The organism is Paenibacillus sp. MCAF9, assembly GCF_052114265.1.
In the GTDB taxonomy this organism is placed as follows: domain Bacteria; phylum Bacillota; class Bacilli; order Paenibacillales; family Paenibacillaceae; genus Pristimantibacillus.
In genome coordinates this window covers 552,339-574,037 of the sequence record NZ_JBFREL010000002.1, presented here as the reverse complement: position 1 = coordinate 574,037, position 21,699 = coordinate 552,339, and the positions used below count along the sequence as shown (strand labels likewise).

Annotated in this window: 16 protein-coding genes; 15 read left to right on the top strand and 1 reads right to left on the bottom strand. The window is 48.1% G+C overall.

The window, feature by feature from the left end; genetic code table 11:
* The first annotated feature begins 48 nt into the window (after positions 1 to 48).
* The 8 genes from AB4Z45_RS05315 to AB4Z45_RS05280 all read left to right on the top strand — a co-directional run bounded on the left by AB4Z45_RS05315 (position 49) and on the right by AB4Z45_RS05280 (position 10,833).
* Positions 49 to 2,289: a heterodisulfide reductase-related iron-sulfur binding cluster gene (locus AB4Z45_RS05315; protein ID WP_441908214.1), complete on the top strand. Its 2,241-nt coding sequence runs from the start codon at positions 49 to 51 to the stop codon at positions 2,287 to 2,289.
* A gap of 31 nt (positions 2,290 to 2,320) precedes the next feature.
* Entirely contained in the window at positions 2,321 to 4,762 is a 2,442-nt protein-coding gene (locus AB4Z45_RS05310; protein WP_441908213.1) for a 3-hydroxyacyl-CoA dehydrogenase NAD-binding domain-containing protein, read from the top strand.
* A gap of 24 nt (positions 4,763 to 4,786) precedes the next feature.
* Positions 4,787 to 6,007, top strand: coding sequence for an acetyl-CoA C-acyltransferase (locus tag AB4Z45_RS05305; protein WP_441908212.1), 1,221 nt, complete (start codon positions 4,787 to 4,789; stop codon positions 6,005 to 6,007).
* 74 nt (positions 6,008 to 6,081) lie between these two features.
* Complete coding sequence (locus tag AB4Z45_RS05300) at positions 6,082 to 7,869, top strand: acyl-CoA dehydrogenase family protein (protein WP_441908211.1); 1,788 nt, start codon at positions 6,082 to 6,084, stop codon at positions 7,867 to 7,869.
* Between the two features lie 15 nt (positions 7,870 to 7,884).
* Positions 7,885 to 9,669 carry a long-chain-fatty-acid--CoA ligase gene (locus AB4Z45_RS05295; protein WP_441908210.1) on the top strand — a complete coding sequence of 595 codons (1,785 nt, stop codon included), beginning with the start codon at positions 7,885 to 7,887 and terminating at the stop codon, positions 9,667 to 9,669.
* Positions 9,670 to 9,674: 5 nt separating this feature from the next.
* Entirely contained in the window at positions 9,675 to 10,103 is a 429-nt protein-coding gene (locus tag AB4Z45_RS05290) for a PaaI family thioesterase (protein ID WP_076268382.1), read from the top strand.
* A gap of 138 nt (positions 10,104 to 10,241) precedes the next feature.
* Entirely contained in the window at positions 10,242 to 10,463 is a 222-nt protein-coding gene (locus tag AB4Z45_RS05285; RefSeq protein WP_076268381.1) for a hypothetical protein, read from the top strand.
* 181 nt (positions 10,464 to 10,644) lie between these two features.
* Positions 10,645 to 10,833 carry a hypothetical protein gene (locus AB4Z45_RS05280; RefSeq protein WP_076268380.1) on the top strand — a complete coding sequence of 63 codons (189 nt, stop codon included), beginning with the start codon at positions 10,645 to 10,647 and terminating at the stop codon, positions 10,831 to 10,833.
* 198 nt (positions 10,834 to 11,031) lie between these two features.
* Here the strand turns inward: AB4Z45_RS05280 and AB4Z45_RS05275 are convergent, their stop codons facing one another.
* On the bottom strand, positions 11,032 to 12,036 hold the full coding sequence (locus tag AB4Z45_RS05275) for a substrate-binding domain-containing protein (RefSeq protein WP_441908250.1): 1,005 nt from the start codon (positions 12,034 to 12,036) through the stop codon (positions 11,032 to 11,034).
* 298 nt (positions 12,037 to 12,334) lie between these two features.
* On the opposite strand from AB4Z45_RS05275, the gene AB4Z45_RS05270 reads away from it, so the two are divergent.
* The 7 genes from AB4Z45_RS05270 (at position 12,335) to AB4Z45_RS05240 (ending at position 21,697) form a co-directional block, all read left to right on the top strand.
* Entirely contained in the window at positions 12,335 to 13,300 is a 966-nt protein-coding gene (locus tag AB4Z45_RS05270; protein ID WP_441908209.1) for an MTP-1 family protein, read from the top strand.
* Positions 13,297 to 14,358: a BtaManbiosPhlase gene (locus AB4Z45_RS05265; protein WP_441908208.1), complete on the top strand. Its 1,062-nt coding sequence runs from the start codon at positions 13,297 to 13,299 to the stop codon at positions 14,356 to 14,358. The genes AB4Z45_RS05270 and AB4Z45_RS05265 overlap by 4 nt, the downstream gene beginning before the upstream one ends.
* Before the next feature lie 295 nt (positions 14,359 to 14,653).
* Entirely contained in the window at positions 14,654 to 15,544 is an 891-nt protein-coding gene (locus AB4Z45_RS05260; RefSeq protein ID WP_441908207.1) for a carbohydrate ABC transporter permease, read from the top strand.
* A gap of 53 nt (positions 15,545 to 15,597) precedes the next feature.
* Positions 15,598 to 16,404 carry a carbohydrate ABC transporter permease gene (locus tag AB4Z45_RS05255; protein WP_441908206.1) on the top strand — a complete coding sequence of 269 codons (807 nt, stop codon included), beginning with the start codon at positions 15,598 to 15,600 and terminating at the stop codon, positions 16,402 to 16,404.
* Between the two features lie 81 nt (positions 16,405 to 16,485).
* Positions 16,486 to 17,745, top strand: a complete 1,260-nt coding sequence (locus tag AB4Z45_RS05250; RefSeq protein ID WP_441908205.1) for an ABC transporter substrate-binding protein — start codon at positions 16,486 to 16,488, stop codon at positions 17,743 to 17,745.
* 111 nt (positions 17,746 to 17,856) lie between these two features.
* Entirely contained in the window at positions 17,857 to 20,856 is a 3,000-nt protein-coding gene (locus AB4Z45_RS05245) for a hypothetical protein (protein ID WP_441908204.1), read from the top strand.
* The gene (locus tag AB4Z45_RS05240) at positions 20,843 to 21,697 is read left to right on the top strand and encodes a PP2C family serine/threonine-protein phosphatase (protein ID WP_441908203.1); all 855 of its coding nucleotides are present in this window, start codon (positions 20,843 to 20,845) and stop codon (positions 21,695 to 21,697) included. Before AB4Z45_RS05245 ends, AB4Z45_RS05240 begins: the two co-directional genes overlap by 14 nt.
* Positions 21,698 to 21,699: the final 2 nt, after the last annotated feature.

The following is a 21,699-nucleotide window of genomic DNA, read 5'->3' as shown; positions in this document are numbered from 1 at the left end:
CGCGTAGGTGCTCGGTTTTATAGCCGGCATATAAGGGAGGCGGGGCGTATGCCATCTTTTTTGGCACTTAGGAATGTCGATCAATGGTTGATAGGGGGAAGATGGGCATTATTCGCGGTGGTTGTGCTGTTTGCTATTACCATGTTCGCGATGGTTGTACAGCGGCGCATCCTGTATATGAGGCTTGGGGTGCCGGCGGTTTTTTCGCGGTATCGACGCAAGTCAGGCAGTAAATCCGGCTTTGCCTCACAAGTGCTAGGCCATCGTAAGCTGCTGAACGATGTGAGAAGCGGCGTGATGCATTTGGTTTATTTTTATGGCTTTATTGTGCTTCAGTTTGGTGCGGCGGACTTGGTTTGGAAAGGGCTGAACCAAGGTGTACCGCTGCCGCTGCCCTATTATAATTGGTTTTCGCTGACGCAGGAGATGACCGTTACGCTCGTTTTTGCAGCTGTGCTGTACGGTGCTTTCCGGCGTTATGGGGAACGGCTCCCGCGGCTTAAGCGGGGGTGGAAACCTTCACTCGTTATGTGGTTTATTGGCTCGTTGATGCTGACTGTTTTATTCTCATTAGCATTCGAGAGATTGGCTTCGGCGCCTGGGTCCACTGCGGCCATCGTTGAGGCGAAGTTCGCACCAGTGAGCGCTCCTTTGGCTACTATGCTTGAGAGTGCAGGTTTACAGCCGCAGAGCACAGCAGCCCATGCAGGCTTTGAATTGTTTTGGTGGCTGCATCTTCTGGTTCTGCTTAGCTTCCTTGTGTACGTGCCGCAATCAAAGCATTTTCATTTATTGACAGCGCCTGTGAATCTTTGGTTCAGACGCAGTACGCCTCCTGGCCGACTTGTGCCGCTTAACCTAGAGGACGAGGAAGCGGAGTCCTTTGGCGCAGGGAAGGTGGAGCATTTCTCGCAAAAACAGATGCTAGATTTGTATGCATGCGTGGAATGCGGTCGCTGTACGAATGTTTGTCCGGCATCGAGCACAGGCAAGCTGCTCTCGCCGATGCATCTTATTGTGAAGCTGAGGGACCATTTGACCGAAAAAGGCGCTGCCATAACGTCCAAGTCACCATGGCTTCCAGCCAGCCTGCTGCATTCGAAATTTCGTGAGCCTCATGCCCATGTGATGGGAGCGGTGCTTCCTGCTTGGGAAGCTGAATCCGAATGGGGCACAAACATAGCGCCAACCATGGCTGCGCAGGCTGGGGCATGGAATATAAAAGAGAGTGCTAAACCAGAGGAGGTCGAGCTGATCGGCGAGGTGCTGACCGAAGAGGAGCTGTGGGCATGTACGACCTGCCGGAATTGCGAGGAGCAATGCCCGGTAGGCAATGAGCATGTCGACAAAATTATCGATATGCGCCGTTACTTGGTGCTGATGGAAGGGAGGCTGCCGTCTGACGGGCAGCGCGCGCTGCAGAACATCGAGCGGCAAAGCAATCCTTGGGGCTTGCCGCGTGCCGAGCGGGCGGCTTGGATTAACGATTGCGAGAGCAGAACCGGCATTCAAGTGCCGACGATGCAGGAGCTGAAGAAGCAGGGCAAAAAAGCAGATGTGCTGCTCTGGGCGGGATCGATGGGCGCGTATGACATGCGAAGCCGCCGTGTTTTGTACGATGTGGTTAGGCTGCTGGATCATGCGGGTATCAGCTTCGCTACGCTGGGATTGGAGGAAAAAAGCTCTGGCGATACAGCTAGACGAATCGGCAATGAACTGCTTTTCCAAGAGTTATGCCGCGAGAATATAGAAACGATTAACAAATATGGCATTACACAAATCGTGACCGCTTGCCCGCATACGTATAACACGTTCAAAAATGAATATCCTGACTTCGGTCTTAGCCCTAGCATCATCGTGGAGCATCATACCGAAATGCTCTCTCGCCTGCTTGAGGAAGGTTTATTGAAGCCGGAGCATAAGATTGAGGAGCGAGTAACCGTACATGATTCTTGTTACCTCGGCCGTTACAACGATACGTATGAAGCGCCGCGCAGCCTGCTTCGCTCCATTCCAGGCGTATCGATTGAAGAGATGGAGCGCTCGGGCTCAAACGGCATGTGCTGCGGGGCGGGGGGCGGTCTCATGTGGATGGAGGAGCATTCTGGAACTCGCATCAACCATGCTCGAACCGCTCAGGCACTTGAAGTAAAACCATCGGTTATCAGCTCCGCCTGCCCCTATTGCCTAACGATGATGGAGGACGGTTTAAAGGCGCTGGGTGCGGATGAGAAGGTAATCGCACGTGATGTGGCTGAGCTGCTTGCCGAAAGTGTTTTTGGCGAATAAGCCGCTATTTGTCAAAAAGGAGGAGGAGGCTATGACGACACAAGCATCGCAAAATAACTCAAGTACGATTCGCAGAGCCGCTGTGATCGGCTCCGGCGTTATGGGGGCAGGCATCGCTGCACATTTAGCCAATGCGGGGATGCGTGTGATGCTGCTGGACATTGTTCCGCATTCGCTGACGGCAGAGGAAGAACGACAGGGGCTTACGCTCTCTGATGCCAAGGTGCGCAATCGCCTCGCAAATGCGGCGATAGCAAAAATGGGCAAGTCACAACCCGCCCAGCTCTACGATCCCGCTTGGTCATCACGCATTACGCCGGGTAATATGACCGATCATCTAGAGCTGCTGGGCGAGGCAGACTGGATTGTAGAAGCGGTTGTGGAGCGGCTCGACATTAAACGTGATGTGCTTGCAAAGGTTGAAGCCGCACGCCGCCCAGGCAGCATCGTTTCTACGAATACGTCGGGATTATCAGCGGCGTCCATGGCAGAGGGGAGGAGCAAGGAGTTTCGGCAGCATTTTGCGGTAACCCATTTTTTTAACCCGCCGCGGTATATGAAGCTAGTTGAGATCGTGCCTACAGAAGACACCACCTCCGAGGTTATTCAGCTGTTGACGGAGGTGTGCGAGAAGCGGCTTGGCAAGGGGGTCGTACTGGCGAAGGATACGCCTAACTTCATTGCGAACCGAATTGGCACTTACGGCATGCTCGTTACGCTTGAGGATACGCTGGCATTTGGGCTGACGGTAGAGGAAGCGGACGCCTTGACCGGTCCGGCAATGGGAAGGCCGAAGACGGCGACACTGCGCATGCTCGATTTGGTTGGGTTGGATACGCTGCTGCATGTCGTGGATAATGTGCGGGAGCGGAGCAGCGATCGAGCGGAGCAAAAGGTTTTTGCAAGGCCGCCCCTGCTTGAGAAGCTTGCAGCATCAGGACGGCTAGGTGAGAAAACGGGTGCGGGCTTTTACCGAAAGGTGAAGGGGAAGGGAGGCAGTGAGATTGAATCGCTTAAGCTGGATACGCTCGAGTATGGGCCTAAGCGGTCAGTCAACTCCCCTGTTATTGATGCGTCTAAGGCTGCGAAGGGTGCGGCGGCAAAAGTGAAGGCGCTGCTTCGCACAGACCCGCAGGACCGCTACGCTAAATTTGCATGGTCCACTATCAAAAAAACGCTGCTGTATGCAGCGGCACAAGTCGGTGTCATTGCGGATTCAATCTCGGATATCGACCGCGCAATGCGCTGGGGCTTTAACTGGGAGCTTGGACCATTCGAGCTGTGGGATGCGATAGGGCTTCGCAAATCGGTGCAGCAAATGCAAAAGGAGGGCGATGCGATCCCAGAGTGGGTGGCAGCTTGGCTGGAAGCCGGACATGAAAGCTTCTATAAGGTGGAGGGAACAGAGCGGGTTTATGCTGCAAGCGGAGCATACAAGAGGGAGGTAGAGGAAGCAGATTCGGTTTCCTTAACGGCATTAAAGGCTGCCGGAAAAACGGTATTGTCCACCTCAGGCGCTAGTCTAATCGATATTGGCGATGACGTTGTACTGCTGGAATTCCATTCGCCTAACAATGCCATTGGGGGTGATATTTTATCGGCGATTCGGCAAAGCACAGAGGAGGTGTCACAAAATTGGCGCGGGCTTGTGATAGCGAATGAAGGGCGCAATTTCTGTGTAGGAGCAAATCTGATGCTGCTATTAATGGAGGCGCAAAGCGGCGAATGGGATGAAGTGGAGGATATTATTCGTTTCTTCCAGAGCAGTATGCTTGGCCTCAAGCGGCTTGACCGTCCTGTCGTAGCTGCTCCGCACCGAATGACGCTGGGCGGCGGAGTAGAAGCATGCTTGCCTGCTGATCGTATTATTTATTCGCCAGAGACATACTTTGGATTGGTGGAAACGGGAGTTGGCCTTATTCCTGCGGGCGGGGGCTGCAAGGAAGCGGCTGCGATGGCAGCTGAACGGGCCTTTATTGCGAATGGCGGCAAGCCAGGCGGAGACCTGCAGCCGCATTTGAATGCGCTGTTTGAGACGATTGCGCTGGCCAAATCATCAACCAGCGGCTACGAGGTGCGCCGTTTGGGACTGATGCGGCCGCAGGATAAGGTCATTATGCGGCAGGAGGCAAGGATAGCCGAGGCGAAGCGGGCGGTGCTGGAGCTGGACCGGGCGGGCTACTCGCCGCCAGCGGAGGAGCGTATTCGCGTTGCTGGACGAGAAGGCAGAGCGGTGCTTAAGGTAGCGGTGCAAGCGATGCAGCTTAGCGGCCATATTAGTGAGCATGACGCGCTTATCGCCGGCAAGCTTGGTTCTGTACTCGCGGGCGGGGACATTCAGCCGGGCGCTGAAGTGAGCGAGCAATATTTGCTCGATTTGGAATGCGAAGCATTCCTCAGCCTATGCGGCGAGCGCAAGACACAGGAGCGTATGAGCCATATGCTCGCGACAGGCAAGCCGCTGCGCAACTAGCCTAAACCGAAGGGGGAGAGTGAAATGTCAGCTTCATCACCGTTTGAAGATCACGCTCGTGATGCCGTTATCGTTGCTGCGGTGAGGACGGCGGTCGGCAAAGCATCGAAGGGGAGCCTTGCGGAGACGAGGGCAGAGGATCTAGGGCGAGCTGTTCTGCAAGGCGCGCTTGAGAGACTGCCCGGCTTGTCGCCCGAGCTTATAGAGGATGTCATCATTGGCTGCGCAATGCCCGAAGGCGAGCAAGGCTTGAATATGGCGCGCACGATCTCGCTTTATTCGGGATTGCCGGTGACGACGCCAGCAGTAACGATTAACCGCTTTTGCGCATCGGGCCTGCAAGCTATCGCCTATGCAGCGGAGCGAATTAGGCTTGGCGATGCGGACGTTATTGCTGCTGGCGGAGTGGAGAGCATGAGCCATGTGCCGATGACCGGCTTCAGGCTGTCGCCGCATCCTGCGATTGTCGATGCGATGCCAGAGGTTTATATGGGGATGGGACATACGGCTGAAGAGGTTGCCCGCCGGTATGGGGTGACGCGTGAGGAGCAGGATGCGTTTGCTGCATCCAGCCATCGCAAGGCAGCAGCAGCAATTGAAGCAGGTCGCTTCCAAGTTGAGATCGTACCGATAACGACCAGCCGCTCTGGCGTGAACGATGCTGGCCGTCCATGGTCGAAAGTGATCACTTTCGATACAGATGAAGGCGTCCGGCCGGAGACGACGGTTCAGACGTTGGCGCCGCTCAAGCCCTCTTTTGCAAGAGAAGGTACGGTTACAGCGGGCAATACGTCCCAAATGAGCGATGGTGCAGCTGCGGTAATCGTGATGAGCAGGGCGCGTGCGGAGGAGCTGGGCTATCGTCCGCTCGCCGTATTCCGCGGTTTTAGTGCAGCTGGCGTCGCTCCTGAGGTTATGGGTATCGGTCCCATCGAAGCTGTGCCTAAAGCGCTTAAGAAAGCGGGAATAACGCTTGAGCAGGTCGATCTGTTTGAGCTTAATGAGGCGTTTGCGGCGCAGTGCGTCCCTATCATTAAGGAGCTTGGCATTAATCCTGAAATCGTCAATGTGAACGGCGGGGCTATCGCACTCGGACATCCGCTTGGCTGTACAGGAACAAAGCTGTCGGTATCACTTATTCATGAGCTTGGACGCAGAGGCGGCGGTATTGGCGTTGTCACGATGTGTATAGGCGGAGGGATGGGAGCAGCAGGCGTAATTGAAGTGTATAACTCAGACCAATAAGGTCAGCAGGCGGATAAGGGAGTTTGGCAGCATCCTGAAATAAAATAATCGGTTGGCTGAAAGGAGAACTGCGCATGACGGAGACGATACGTTTTGGCGGTCGGTTTGTCGTGGAAGACAGTGTGCCGGAATCGGTCGTGACGCCCGAGGATTTTACAGAAGAGCAACAAATGATGGCGGATGCGGCGCAGCAGTTCATGGATGCGGAAATAACGCCGCGCGATGCGGAGCTGGAAGCTTTAAATTATGATCTGACCGTAGAGCTGATGCGCAAAGCAGGCGAGCTTGGCCTTCTGGGCGCAGATGTGCCGGAGGCTTACGGCGGGCTGGGGCTCGACAAGGTAAGCACGACGCTGCTCGCAGAAACGTTGGCAAGATCCTCCTCGTTTGCATTGTCGGTAGGCGCTCATACGGGAATCGGCACGCTGCCGATCGTTTTTTTCGGAACACCAAAGCAAAAAGAAACGTATCTCCCGGCACTTGCAACGGGGGAGCGCATCGCTGCTTATTGCTTAACGGAACCAGCATCGGGCTCAGACGCTCTAGGGGCGAAGACGACAGCAAGATTATCGCTAAATGGGAAGCACTACGTGCTCAATGGATCAAAGCTCTATATTACAAACGCAGGTTTTGCTGACTTATTTATCGTTTATGCGAAGGTAGACGGTGAGTATTTTACAGCATTTATTGTAGAGAAAGGCATGCCGGGGTTCAGTATTGGACCGGAGGAGCATAAGATGGGCATCAAGGGTTCTTCAACACGCCCTTTATTTTTTGAAGATGTGGCGGTACCGGTTGAAAACGTGCTTGGGGAGGTTGGAAAAGGGCATCAAATCGCATTTAACATTTTGAACATAGGACGCTTTAAGCTTGGAGCAGCTTGTCTCGGTTCGTCGAAGGAGACCATTGAGCTTGCATCGGCCTATGCCAATACGCGGAAGCAATTTGGGAAGGCGATTTCCTCTTATCCGCTAATAGGCGCCAAGCTGGCTGATATGAACATTCGTACTTATGTGCTGGAGAGCATGGTTTACCGAACTGCGGGCTGGATCGATTCGATGCTGCGGACGACGGAAGAAGGCGGGGCGGCAGTTGAAGGCATGACGGTCGCTAAGGCAATCGGAGAGTATGCCATCGAATGCTCGATTATAAAGGTTTTTGCATCTGAGGCGCTTGATTTTGTAGCGGATGAAGGGGTGCAGATTCACGGCGGCTACGGCTATATTCGCGAGTATAAGGTGGAAAGAATTTATCGAGATTCGCGAATTAACCGGATTTTTGAAGGCACGAATGAAATTAATCGGATGCTCATTCCTGGCACGCTGATGAAAAAAGCGTTAAAGGGCGAGCTTCCGCTGCTGCGCAAAGCTCGTTCATTGCAAGCAGAGCTGATGCAGCCGATGCCGATTCCGCCCCTTGAAAAGCCGCTTAGCAAAGAAGCGTTCCGCGTAGGTCAAGCGAAAAAAATCTTCCTCGCCATCGGCGGGCTTGCTGTTCAGAAGCTGGGATTGCGGCTGGAGCAGGAACAAGAGGTGCTGTGTTCTCTTGCTGATCTTATGATCAACATCTTTGCTATGGAAAGCGCGCTGCTGCGCTCACAAAAAATATGGAAGGCTAGCCGCGGAGCCGCTTCGGAAAAGACGGAAAATGTTTTAGCGATGACGACAGTTTTTGTGCAGGAGGCCATGGAGCGGGTCGAGTCACTAGCTAAGCTGGCACTCGCTGCGCTAGAGACGGGAGACGGGCTGCAGATGCAGCTGTCCGTCCTCAAAAAGCTGATGCGCGCGCCTATCTCAGATACGGTTGCTTTGAAGCGAACAATTGCCGCTCGTGTCATTAACAGTGAGCATTATGTCGTGTGAAGGGGGAGAGCATGAATGGATTCGCTCAGACCGGAAGATCCGTCTTTGCCCGAGCAACCGTCCACTCAATCTGAAGAGCAAGCGCGCCCATGGCTTCAACATTACCCGAAAGAGGTCTCTCCTTCACTGCACTATCCCGATCAGAGTATCGTCCAGTTTTTAATAAATGCGGCTAATCATCATCCAAATCATCCTGCCGTGCATTTCCTTGGCAAAATATTAACATACCGCGAGCTTCACGAGAATGCGGTTAATCTCGCTTATGGTCTCCTTTCCCTTGGCATAGCCAAAGGAGACCGGGTGGCAATCATGCTGCCGAATTGCCCGCAAGCAGTGGCTGCTTTTTATGGCGTGCTACTTGCAGGCGGCGTCGTCGTTCAGACGAATCCGCTTTATGTGGAGCGGGAGCTTGAGCATCAGCTGGCAGATAGCGGGGCTGTTGCTGTCATTACGGTTGATCTGCTTTATGCACGCTTGTCTCGGGTTCGAGGCAAGCAGCCGGAGTCGGGTCCGCTGCCGCAGCTGAAGCATGCGATCATCACATCAATTAAGGATGGGCTGCCGTTTCCGAAAAACTTGCTTTATCCTCTTAAGCAGCGAAAAGAGGGTTTTCGCGCAGATATTCCATATGGCAGCTTTGGTGTCGTTTCTTATAAGAAGCTGCTTGCAGCAAAGCATACGGATATGAGCCTGCCTGATTCGGCAAAAGGGTCTGATCTCGCGGCGCTGCAATATACAGGCGGCACGACAGGAACGCCAAAAGGTGTGATGCTGACTCATCGCAATCTCGTTGCCAATACGATACAAATATCTACTTGGTGCTATAAAGCGGAGGATGCTAAAGAGAGATTTTTAGCGGCGCTGCCACTGTTTCATGTGTTTGGATTAACGGTATTAATGAATATGTCGGTACTGCGTGCGGGAACGCTTATATTACTTCCGCGCTTCGAAGTGGAGACGGTGCTGCAAACGATTAATCAGCAGAAACCTACCATTTTTCCAGGCGCGCCAACGATGTATGTCGCACTCATCCATCATAAGTCCGCTGCAAAAATCGATTTTTCTTCTATTAATGTGTGTGTTAGCGGATCAGCGGCTTTGCCGCTAGAGGTGCAGGAGAAGTTCGAAGCTTTAACTGGCGGAAGGCTCGTTGAAGGTTATGGCTTGTCGGAATCTTCTCCCGTCACACATGCCAATCCGGTATGGGAGAAACGCAAAATCGGTACGATCGGCATACCTTTTCCGGATACGGATGCGGCAGTGATCGATCCTGAGAGTGGTGAGACACTGCCTAGCGGCCAGCTTGGGGAATTAATTGTTCGCGGTCCACAGGTCATGCGAGGATATTGGAATAAGCCCGCTGAAACGGATCAGGTATTGCGGAATGGTTGGCTTCATACTGGCGACCTCGCTACGATGGATGAAGATGGATATTTTACAATTATGGATCGAATTAAGGATGTTATTATCGCAGGCGGCTTTAATATTTATCCGCGTGAAGTGGAGGAGGTACTGTTCGAGCATCCGGCCGTAAGGGAAGCGGCAGTGATTGGTGTGAAGGATGAGTACAGAGGCGAAACGGTAAAAGCTTTTATTGTGTTTAAGGAGGGCTGGCAAGTATCAAGCAGTCAGCTTGACCGTTGGTGCAGAGAGCGGCTCGCTTCCTATAAGGTGCCACACCACTATTCCTTTAGGGAAACGCTTCCAAAAACGATGGTCGGCAAAGTGCTTCGTCGAAAACTGCAGGAGGAGGAGGCGGAAGCTGAAAAGGCGAGAAAGGCGGAAAAGAAGGGAGAGTGAGCGGTATGGATGAGGATTGGTTTGTTCAACAGGCAGATCAAGCCGGTCATCTGACTAGGCTCGCAGAACGTGCGCAAGCCACCTTTTGGGGATTGCTTGGCTGTGAAATCGTTCAGGCAAACGCAAGCAAAGCAGCCATTTGCCTAGATGCAACTGAGCGGCACCTTAATCTGCTAAACATCGTTCACGGCGGAGTACTGATGTCGCTTATGGATAATGCGATGGGACTTGTGGTGATGCTAGCAGCACCTGAGAAAAGCGCGGTAACAGCAAATTTGAACACACAATTTCTCGCCAGCGCCAAGGGCGGCGTGCTGCTTTGCGAAGCAGAACTGGTTCACCGAACAGAACGTACACTGACGCTGCAAGCGCAGGTCAAGGATGACGCAGGCAAGCTGCTCGTTTGCGGAATTGGTGCGTATCGGATCATTTAGTTCACATTTTCGCAAGTTGATTGCTTGCTTCTGGTACGATATAATAATACCTAATTATGGAAAAATAAATCGAGTGGAACAGAACTAATAATTAAGCGTAATATACCGATAAAAGTAATAGGGGAAGGAGGCGAGGACATGGTTCAGGGCTGGGTAACGACATTGGTTTTAGCATTCGGAATTTTGGTCGCCATTATTGGCGTGATCGCATATTTAAGAATGTTTCGTAAAGATCGGCTTTCATCTACGTCTCACCAGTCAGCTGATGTCTCGCCTCCAAACGTAATTAGCATAACAACCGCAAGGGATTCTGAGCATAAGAAGCCGCCCAAATCCAAAAAAGCCGCGCCAAGAGATTAATAATTGTTAACTTTCATATTCTGAACCTAAATGTTATAATAGTAAGAAAAATGCGAACATTGTGACTCATTGGCCATGGAGTTGCCTGCACCGAGTGGGGGTTCTTGCGGTGTAACCGCCGCATGCGGTCTCGTATAATGCTGTTTAGGACGACCATCCAACGTAAAGGGGAGGAGATTTCATGGCGAAGCATAGCCAGAATGAAGTCAAGGAAAGCCTGAAAGAACTCACGAGAATTTTTCAACCCAAGGACCCGCGTAAATTTGTTAAAGAGTATATTCGCAAGTACCGGATTACCGGGGGCTACGAAGATGAATTAACGACATTGGTGGAAAATGAATTGTGCAGAATCAACTCCTCGGTCAGCTAGACTCATCATGAATAATTGCTTTGCAGCCTGTCATATAAGACAGCTTGCAAAGCTTTTTTATTGAAATATAAGAATCTAGGACGCCGAAGGCGTTTTTGCTTGCCAATAACAACTAATGGATTAATGAATATATAACCAAAGCAGCTCTTTTACGCGATCCTTCCCGTAAAAGAGCTGTTTTAGTATTTAGAATGCGATTTAGCGATCATGGTCCAAAAGCCGGCTTGTCGATTCTCGTTCGATCAAGGTGGTTGGAAGATGAATCTCGATGAAGGGTTCTGCGGGATTGCTCATTCTCCAAAGGAGCTGTTGAAACGCTTTTCGGCCATATTTACTTAAATCCACAGCGATTGTAGTAGTCGTAGGCGTATTGATCCGCGATAGTTGCCCGTTGTCAAAGCTGCAAACGGAGAAATCATCGGGAATCTTGAATCCCATTTGCTGCAGGGAGGAAATCAATAAAAATCCTAACCCATCATTGACGCAAAACCAAGCTGTTGGCATTGAAGACAGTTTTGATAGCTTGTCGGTTACATCAATTGCCTCCTCGACAATATCCTTTATCAACCATTCCGGATTAATATCCAGATTAGCCTCGTTCATAGCTAGGTTGTAGCCCTCCAGTCGCTCGTGATAGCTAGGTGAGAAAGAGGTGTTTCCTAAGAACCCAATTTTTTTGTGGCCAAGATTGATTAAGTGGTGTACCGCTTCATACCCTCCAAAGCGATTATTGGTCAAGATACAGTCCGCATGGATTTTCGGATGATGATGGTCAATTAGTACGGTCGGAATGCCAGTAGCTAAGATCGCATTCGTATAATCCGTACTAATGTGTGAGAGAACAAGTACGCCGTCAACGGTCTGGTTTTGCAGAAAGGACGGCAAAATAAGATGATCTCGGGTATGAGGATTTATGGGCTGGATCTGTAATGTCATTCCGTTTTTTGAGCATTCTTGCTCTATTGTTAAATAAATTTCTCCAAAAAAGCTTCTTTGTGAGAAAGCGAAGTCCGATGCAATCAAAGCGATGCTTCCGCTCCGCTCGGATTGTCTTTTTTTTCGGGTTTCGGAGTATGAATATCCCAGTTGTTCTGCTGTTTGTATTACCAGCTGCCTGGTTTCCTCGCTGACCCCATCTTTCCCCGTTAGAGCCTGCGATACGGAGTTTTTAGAGATTTTTAAAGTTTCAGCAATCATTTGCATCGTCACTTTTTGCTGCTTCAAAAGCACCGTTCCTTTCCCATTGCATAATACTCTATTATGCAAATAATTTGTAACGTTACAAATTATATCTCACTCCACACGAAAAAGGAACTGTTTTTATAAGGATCTCTCACTTTTTCAGTTTTAATTGACTTTTTATTTCTTGTCGTTAATAATGGGTGTAAATTAATTAAACGATGTTAAGTAATTGTATTTATAACGTTACAAAACAAATAAGTAATGTTAATTGTATTTTTAGGGCAGGGAAAAATTAAATTCATGCAAAGGGGAAAATAGTGTGACCAAGCTGATTAAAAATGGTGTTAAAGTCTGTGCAACGCTCTTAAATGAATATTTAAACAAAAATGAGCAGGTTAAGGACGCGGTAAAGCTTCGTTTTTCGGGCGTTGGAGAACGTGATGTTTATAACATTACAGCTCCTTTTGAAAACCAAGGGGAGCTGGTGATTGCTGGACGTGTAGAGTCCAGAGACAGTGAGCATTCTCAGGTTATGTTTTTCATAGAGCAGGATGGGGCATGGGTGCCTAAAGAAGGAATGCCGAAGCTGACGCTTCAAGACCCCTTCTATACGAGAATCGATGGTGAAATTGTTCTAGGCGGTGTACAGGTGTATCCTCATCCTGTCAATGTGGGCGCGCTTGCATGGAGAACGGTAATGTACAAAGGCAATGTTCTTCAAAATTTAGCTTTGTTTTTTACTGGTCCTAATGGAATGAAGGATCTTCGAATAGCACAGCTGTCAGATGGAAGCGTCGCCATATTTACAAGACCTCAGGGTGAAAAGGGTGGACGCGGCAAAATTGGATTCGTTCGGGCTGCTTCTTTAGAGGAGCTAACCATTAAGCGAGTAGAAGAAGCCCCGCTTCTGCAAGGGCAATTTATTGAAGCAGAGTGGGGAGGCGCAAATGAAATCCATGTACTTTCAAATGGACTAATCGGAATTTTGGGTCATATCGCTAGCTTTGATGAAGCAGAGGATCGTCATTATTACCCCATGGTATTTGCTATAAATCCAATGACGGGTGAATTGTCCGATATTGAATTAATTGCAATTCGCGATAATTTTTTACCAGGCGATGCCAAAAGAACGGATTTGATTGACGTCGTTTTCAGTGGGGGACTTGTAAGACGGAACGATGGGATGGCTGACTTATATGCTGGAATCAGCGATGCAGAGGCTCATAGAATTACAATTCCAGATCCTTTTCTAAAATTTGAAGAGCTTGAGGTGGACGAGGGATGAATATTTACCGCTATGAAGAAAATCCGATTATAACGCCAGCCGATATACAGCCATATCATAAGGGCTTTCAAGTCATTGGAGCCTTTAATGCGGGTGTTGCTGAATATAACGGCGAAACATTGCTGCTTCTGAGAGTTGCTGAACAACCAATAAGCGATGATCCGAATAAAGTATTGGCACCCGTATATAATACGGGCACTGGGAAAATTGATCTTGTCGAGCTGGATCGGAAAGATGAGCGATACGACTTTTCAGATCCTCGTGTCGTTAGAGACGTTACACAAAATGCTACATTTGCTTATTTAACTTCTATATCATATGTGCGCATTGCACGAAGCAAGGACGGACACCGATTTACGATAGACAATGAGCCATTTATCTACCCATCCAATGAACAAGAAATTTTTGGAGTGGAAGATCCTCGCGTAACGCAAATAGGAGAAGATTATTATATTTATTTCTCAGTCGTTTCGCCAAAAGGAATTGGTGAATCGATGGTTTCAACCAGAGATTTTAGTAACGTTACTCATCACGGGATGATCTTTAGTCCAGACAACAAGGATGTGCTTATTTTTCCCGAAAAAATTGGCGGCAAATATTACGCGCTTCATCGTCCAACGATGAAGAGCATCGGCACGCCGGAAATCTGGATTGCAGAGTCGGACAACTTGCTTTATTGGGGAAATCACAAGCATTTGCTTGGCTTGAGGCAAGGCATGTGGGATAGCGGTCGGATCGGCGGAGGGGCGGTACCGATAAAAACAGATAAAGGCTGGCTAGAATTATATCATGGAGCGACGATGGAACATCGTTATTGCATGGGAGCTGTGCTGCTTGATTTGGAGCATCCAGAGAAGGTGATCGCGCGTTCGGCAGCGCCTGTTCTGGAGCCAGAGGCTGATTATGAAAAGAAAGGCTTTTTTGGAGATGTCGTTTTTTCCTGCGGGGTTGTTGTGGACGGGGATATCGTGAGAATGTATTATGGCGTAGCTGATACTTCAATGGCTTGCGCTGAGCTCAGTCTACAGGAAATATTGGACAGCCTCGTATATGAGTAAATGAAGAATGAAGGAAGAGGACAGTCGAACAGACTGTTTTCTTTATTATTTTCTCTTTGTATTTTACTCAAAATAAGATAAAGCTACTTAATAAAGTCATATGTACATGACTAAACATTACAAAATTACATTACAAACGCTTGTATTGAGTAATTATTTTCAATAAAATAATGTTGACAAAACGAGAAAGTAATCTAAAATATAGATATAAAACGTTTACATTTCACATTACAATTCATCTTGTTTGGTTAGCTGTCATGCTGACCCGAATAAATGATTTATAGGGGGAGAGAATGTGCGGTCAAAAAAATTTACGGGTTATATCTATATATCTCCGTGGATCATTGGATTTCTTATATTTACAGTCGCACCGCTCATCTTTGCTTTTTATGTTGGCTTAACCGAGTGGGATACGTTCAATAAACCAAAATACATCGGTTTTGGAAACTACGTAGATTTGTTCAAGGATGAAGATTTCCGCAAAGCGTTGTGGGTGACGATAAGATTTGCTATCATTTCCGTCCCATTAGGCATTGCGACTTCAATGCTTATCGCAATTTTGGTCAATACAAAAGTGAAAGGGGTTTATTTCTTTCGAACGGCACTCTATTTGCCGGCTATCGTTTCTGGGGTATCTATCTCCTTGCTGTGGAAATGGATACTGGATACGGACTTTGGGCTTATTAATCTCCTGCTCTCCAAGGTCGGTATAGCTCCGCTTGGCTGGTTAACAGAAGGATCGCTCGTTATGCCATCTTATTTAATGATGGTGGTATGGGGCGCGGGAGGCGGCATGCTTACATATTTAGCCGGTCTGCAAGATATCCCCGGACATTTGTATGAGGCTGCTGATATTGATGGGGCTAATGCCTTCCAGAAATTCAAGCATATTACGTTAACGATGCTGACCCCGGTCATTTTCTACAACCTCATTATGGGTATAGTTGGTGCGATGCGTAAGTTCGGTGATGCTTATATTATCGGCGGGGCAGACAACGAGGGACGCTTTTATATGATCTACCTTTATGAGAATGCGTTCAAGTTTTTCAAAATGGGTTATGCAACGGCAATGGCATGGATATTGTTCGTCATTATCATGATTCTTACGCTGATCGCATTTAAGTCATCCTCAGCTTGGGTTTACTATGAGAGTGAAGCCAAAACAAAAAAGCGGAAAGGAAGGTGAAATGAATGGTCTCTTACGGGATAGGAAGAAAGAAGAAGAGGATTTTGCGAAGTGTGGTGTTATACCTCTTGCTCGGGCTCTTCGCCATTAGCACCTTGTTTCCGCTCATTTGGATGATTTCTACATCATTAAAATCAGGAGATGTCATTTTTCAAATCCCACCTCAGTTTTTACCGAATGGGCTTCACTGGGAAAACTATTCGAGGGCAATAACAGAAATCAACTTTTTTGTTCTTTTTAAGAACACGCTCGTCATCACAATTTTCCAACTGCTGTCTAATGTATTTGTTTCTGCCTTCGTAGCTTATGGGTTTGCAAGGTTCAACTTTCCAGGTAAGAACATATGGTTTATGCTCGTGCTCTCCACAATCATGCTTCCAGGCGAAGTAACGATGATTCCGGTGTTTATCGGTTTTAGCGAAATCGGTTGGAGCAATTCAATTCTGCCGCTTGTTGTGCCTGGTTTTTTTGGCGGGGCACCGGTATTTATCTTTCTGCTCCGTCAGTTCTTCCTATCGGTTCCGAAGGATCTGGAGGAATCAGCTGTTATCGATGGGGCAAGCAGCTTTACTATTTTTCTGAAAATTTTCCTTCCCTTATCTATTCCAGCATTAGTTACGATCGGTATTTTCTCTTTCCAAGGAAGCTGGAACGATTTGCTTGGTCCGTTGATTTATTTGAACGATGTAGATAAATTCACTTTGACACTTGGTCTATCTATGTTCAAAGGGGTTATGAAGGTTGAATGGGGGCCGCTTATGGCAGGATCGATACTGGCTCTTCTTCCGGTGCTTATCGTCTTCTTCCTCGCTCAAAAGCATTTTGTAGAAGGCGTGAAATTAAGCGGTATTAAGGGGTAAACATTGGTGATCAGAATGAAGCTTGGTTCTAGACGAAGCTGTCGGAATCAATTTCAAATATAAATTAAGGGGAACTTACACATGAAAAAGAATGTAACTGCAAGGTTTGGACTTCTTCTCGCGATGGTGCTGGCATTATCGGTTGTATTGGCTGCATGCGGCGGTTCAAATAACAGCAACGCTCCTGACAAAGAACCAGCAAGCACCGATCAGCCTGCTGGAAAAGTAAAGCTGAAAGTAGCGACTTGGGCAGGAGCGGAAGAGCTCAGAGAATTTGAAGACTTGGTAGCGAAGGTGAATACAAGCGCGACAGATTATGAAATCGTAGTACAAAGCATTCCGGCAGACTACTATCAGAAGCTGCAAACGATGATTGCAGGTAAACAGGCTCCTGATTTCATGTGGTTGTCCCAAGAATATATTGCTCAATATGCGAGCTTAGGCGCTATCGCTCCGCTGGATGAGCATTTGTCTGGATTAAGCAATTATAAAGCTGACGATTATTTCCAAGGTACAATTGATGTAGGCCAATACAAAGATCAATTGTATGCACTGCCGTGGATTTCTCAACCGTATATGCTTTATTACAATCAAGATATGTTTGAAAAAGCAGGCGTTGCGCTTCCGACAAATGACTGGACGTGGGATGACTTTATTGCAGCCGGCAAACAATTGACAAAAGACGGTGAATGGGGCGCTTTGCTGAACAATATCCCAACTGCGATGTACACGTGGTCTTATGGCGGCGATGTCTTTGATAAAACAGGGAAGATCACTTTGGATTCTCCAGAATCGATTAAAGGTTTGGAAATGTATCAATCCATTATCAAATCAGGTATAGCTCCAGCGCGTGCCCAAGCTGATTCTATGGGTAACGGCGATATGTTCAAAACAGGAAAAGTAGCTATGTTTGTAGGAGGTGCAGGCGATGATTTCGAAAAAACGTCAACCTTCAAAGTCGGTATGGTTGTCCCTCCACAAGGAACAGAGAGAGTAACCTTCAGCTGGATCGGAGTTACGGCAATGGCAAGCTCCACGAAAAACCCGGAGATTGCGACAAAAGCATTAGTAGATATGACAAATGCCATTCATCAATGGAAAGTAGTAGCGCCTACAAAAAGCGGTTTTGATCTTATTAAAACAAGCCGCCCAGAAAAAGAATATGCAGTTGAAACTATTCGACAAGCATCTGAAGTAGCTCGGGGCTTCAACAATCAACCGAAGCAGGGTGAAATTGATGGGGCGATTTGGGAGAAGTTGACCCAAGCGATCGAAAAAGGTGAAGACGTGAATACAGCCGTGAAGAGTACTATCGATAAAATTAACACGATTGTAAAATAATTTTATTCAATTATAGGATTAACTTGAAGAAACACCTGCCGCCAATGGAGTGGAAACACTCCTGTAACGGCGGGTGTTTTTTATAAGAAGGGTGAAGGGAGAGAGTTATTCATGTTGAGAAAAGGTTTAGTTGTGGCATTAGCCATACTGATAGGAAGCATAGGTTTGGGAGAAATAGGGGGGGAGAGCGCACGCGCAGCAGGTGAGCAAAAGCAGGAGCAGAAGCAGGAGCAGAAGTCTCCTCGCATGGTAGAAAAGCGGATAAATAAGATTGATCAAATGCCTAATATTCCAGAGCCTTACTTAATGAAGGATTGGAGGAAGACAGCACTCGCATATGATGAGTTCGTATTTGATTTTACGAAAAAAGGGCCGTATTTGCCGGTAGGCTGGTGGGATCGAACACATCATAATTTGGATGGAAATACGTTTGGACTTATGTCGTATGTAGGCAAATTCTCGCAGGGAGCGGACGGTTCACAGGAAGCGATAAACATGATGGCTGCGGTGCTGAGCGCAACGCTGGTCGGCATCGACAAGAGTGACCAAAACGGACATGATTACGTTAAAATGCTGCAAACCTTTTATAATAAGGACAATGGCGAAAACGTTATTTTGAACAATCCGAAAACAGTAAGCGGTCAGACGTTTTGGTATGAATTGCTGCCTCATGTATTATTTTATGCTTTGACCTCTTATTATCCTGAAGTCGAGAATGCAGAGGAAATCATGCAAGGCACTGCGGATAAGTGGGAGGCGGCCATTCAAGAGCTGGGCGGAAAGTACGGAAGAGCGGATTTTAATTACACGGCCTTTGATTTTCACAAGATGGAGCCATTCCGAAATGAGAAATGGACGGAGCCGGATGCTGCTGCAGGAGCAGCCTTACTGATGTATATGGCTTATTCGAAATTCGGCGATTCTCGTTATTTGAAAGCTGCAGAGCTAAGTATGGATTTTTTGGAGCGGCAGCAGGAGAATCCGCTTTATGAGGTTTTGCTTTATTCTGCTCCATACATAGCCGCAAAGATGAATGCGGAGCAGGGCAAACAATATGATGTCAGCAAAATGATTAACTGGGTGTTCGACGGCGGCAGCAAGGCGAGGAATGGCTGGGGGACAGTTACAGAGAAATGGGGAGATTATGACGCCCATGGCTTGTTAGGCAGTCTTAACGATAATGGCGGTTATGCCTTTGCTATGAACACATTTGCAGCGTTCGGGGCACTTGCTCCGGTTGTTCGATATGATCCGCGTTATGCTCGTGATATAGGAAAGTGGATGCTTAATGCAGCTAATCAATCGAGATTGTTTTATGCAGATGAGCTTCCATTAGAGCTTCAATCCGGATCAGATTGGAAGGGAGATCCGCAGCATGTCATTCCTTATGAGGGATTGCGAAAAGAGCTTAAAGGAAAATCACCCTACGCAAGCGGCGACCCGACGGTTTATGCATGGGGGAATACCGATTTCTCACTCTATAGCGGATCATTTGCCGGATATCTAGGAGGCTTAATCGAGAAAACGAATGTGGAAGGCATTTTGAAAATCGATGTATTGAAAACAGATTATTTCCATCAAGAGGCATACCCGACTTTTCTGTATTATAATCCTTATGAGACGGAACAGAAGGTCGAAATCGCCGGCTTGGGCAGCAAGCCTGTTGATCTATATGACTCGGTTACAGGAAGTATTGTGGCGAGTGATGTAAAGGAGAAGACGACGCTTAGCATGATCGGCGACTCGGCAGCAGTCATCGTTATCGTTCCAGTAGGTGGAGTAATTTCATCAAAGGAGCAGCAGACACGCATTAATGACGTTTTCGTAGCGCCTGCAGCCAAACCAGCGGTTAATATTCGTACGTTGCAAAAGCAGCAGCTTGTCAGCGGCAAGCTAAAGCTTGATGTGGAAACCACCGTGCCAATGGAGCAAACTCAAAAAAAACTGACGCTCACATTCGCAGGCAAGGAGATCTTCAGCGGAGCTGCGCTGCCAGTCCCTTTTGAGCTGGATACTACCGCTTTTGCGAACGGCTTCCACCGACTTGAAGCAGTGTTTGAGAGTTCTGCTAACAAAAGCGACAAAGCGGAGGTTGAGTTGTTTGTTCGCAACGAAGGCGGCGAATCTATTTTGACGGCTGGACCAGAGAGCTTGGCGGAATGGAAGCCTATTGAAGCCATGCCCGGAATTGCGTTTGCTGAGCAAGGCAAGGTTATGGTAACTGAGAATAATGAAGCTGGAGGGTACGGGGGAATAACTAGTCCGACGTTCCAGTTGGATTTTAGCAGAAAACCTTTTGCGATTGTGGATGTTGAAAATGTCAGTTCAAAATGGGCACTGCAAATTCATGTGAAAGATGAGCCGTGGGGTTTTTATGTGAAGCCGGACGGAACGGAAACCGGTCATTTTATATTGGATGTCATGAAGGAAATGCGCCGGATGCATCCGGATCTTGCATATTTGGGGATCCAGGATGTAGAAATGTGGTTAATTGTTGCGGGCGAGGAAGGCGCAAAAGCTGAATTCCAACGTGTAGATATGTTTTATCAAGACGATGCACCTCTTCATGAAGAGCAATGGGCGGGTCAGAAAGACGCAGCTTCAATGATAGACTGGCAAGCGGCGCCTTCTCTTCAAGGCAGCGTTGTTATTGATCAAGAAACGGCGATTATTCAGGAGGACAGTATCCTTAATCGAGGCGGTATCAGTTCACCGTTCATGACAGTCGATGTTTCCAAAAATCCAATCTTAACGGTTGACATAGCGAACGTTACGGATCAATGGTCACTTATGCTTTATTTACGCGGAAAACCCGAAGGGGTGAGTATCCAAGCTCCATCAAAAGAAACGGGCACGGTTTCCTACCAATTAAAAGATGAGATACTGGCTGCTTATCCTGATCTTAAGCAAGATGAAACGGTGGAAATGCAATTGTGGTTTCTTGCGGAAGGCACTGAAAAGGCGAATATGGGCGTTCGTTCATTCGAGCTTTCTTATGAGGAGGACGACAGTCTGTCTATGTGGCTGTATGCAATCCTAGCTATTGTGGTAGCAGGGGGTCTTGTACTCGGATTTATGATGAGGAGGAAAAAAAGTCGTGAGGCTAACTAAGATATCTGTAAAAGGCAGCAGCCCTTGGAACGAGGATGCGCTCGTTTTAAATCCTTCACTAAATATGTATGGAGTCATTGACGGTGCAACCTCGCTTGTGCCCTTTAAGGGTGAGAACGGCGAGACTGGCGGTTATTATGCTGCCCAAATCATATCTGATTATTTACAAGGCATGCAAAACCTCCCGAACAAAGAATGGAGCCCGGAGGAAGCGTTGCTGCAAGCAAATCGTAAGTTGCGCGAAGAAATGACGAGGCAAGGCATTGACGCGGATCGTAAGGAAGAATTGTGGGGAGCATGCGCCATTCTGATTCGTTTGGACGATCACTTCATTGAATACGCGCAAGCAGGCGATTGTATGCTGATAGCGGAGTATGAGGATGGCTCAGTTCGAACCGTCACGCATGATCAACTCGCACATGTGGACAATAAGACAAGAGCGCTTTGGGCGGAAGGAATTGAAGCTGGTCTACGATCTAGCGAAGACTTATGGGCTTACGTAAAACCTCAAATCGTTAGCGGTCGTCATACCGCTAACACGGAGGAAGGTTATGCTGTACTTAATGGTGATCCTGCTTTGTCTCGATTTTTGGAGAGTGGGAAAATAAATTATATTAAATTAAAAACGCTGCTGCTTATGTCAGACGGTTTATATGAGGCGAAGCCAAGCGGCCACGAGCCGGCAAATGCGGAGGAAACCGCACGTCTTGTATCGGCTATGGGACTTGAAGGCTACATTCAGCATCTTATTGGGCTTGAAGAAGGTGATCCACAGTGCCTTCGTTTTCCGCGTGTTAAAAAATCAGACGATAAAACCGCTATCTTGATTAATTTTACCTAGAA

What these genes read in the sequence shown, in the direction of transcription:
- AB4Z45_RS05315 (WP_441908214.1), top strand. Translation starts at nt 49, where the DNA reads ATGCCATCTTTTTTGGCACTTAGGAATGTCGATCAATGGTTGATAGGG.
- AB4Z45_RS05310 (WP_441908213.1), top strand. Translation starts at nt 2,321, where the DNA reads ATGACGACACAAGCATCGCAAAATAACTCAAGTACGATTCGCAGAGCC.
- AB4Z45_RS05305 (WP_441908212.1), top strand. Translation starts at nt 4,787, where the DNA reads ATGTCAGCTTCATCACCGTTTGAAGATCACGCTCGTGATGCCGTTATC.
- AB4Z45_RS05300 (WP_441908211.1), top strand. Translation starts at nt 6,082, where the DNA reads ATGACGGAGACGATACGTTTTGGCGGTCGGTTTGTCGTGGAAGACAGT.
- AB4Z45_RS05295 (WP_441908210.1), top strand. Translation starts at nt 7,885, where the DNA reads ATGGATTCGCTCAGACCGGAAGATCCGTCTTTGCCCGAGCAACCGTCC.
- AB4Z45_RS05290 (WP_076268382.1), top strand. Translation starts at nt 9,675, where the DNA reads ATGGATGAGGATTGGTTTGTTCAACAGGCAGATCAAGCCGGTCATCTG.
- AB4Z45_RS05285 (WP_076268381.1), top strand. Translation starts at nt 10,242, where the DNA reads ATGGTTCAGGGCTGGGTAACGACATTGGTTTTAGCATTCGGAATTTTG.
- AB4Z45_RS05280 (WP_076268380.1), top strand. Translation starts at nt 10,645, where the DNA reads ATGGCGAAGCATAGCCAGAATGAAGTCAAGGAAAGCCTGAAAGAACTC.
- AB4Z45_RS05275 (WP_441908250.1), bottom strand. Translation starts at nt 12,036, where the DNA reads ATGCAAATGATTGCTGAAACTTTAAAAATCTCTAAAAACTCCGTATCG.
- AB4Z45_RS05265 (WP_441908208.1), top strand. Translation starts at nt 13,297, where the DNA reads ATGAATATTTACCGCTATGAAGAAAATCCGATTATAACGCCAGCCGAT.
- AB4Z45_RS05250 (WP_441908205.1), top strand. Translation starts at nt 16,486, where the DNA reads ATGAAAAAGAATGTAACTGCAAGGTTTGGACTTCTTCTCGCGATGGTG.
- AB4Z45_RS05245 (WP_441908204.1), top strand. Translation starts at nt 17,857, where the DNA reads ATGTTGAGAAAAGGTTTAGTTGTGGCATTAGCCATACTGATAGGAAGC.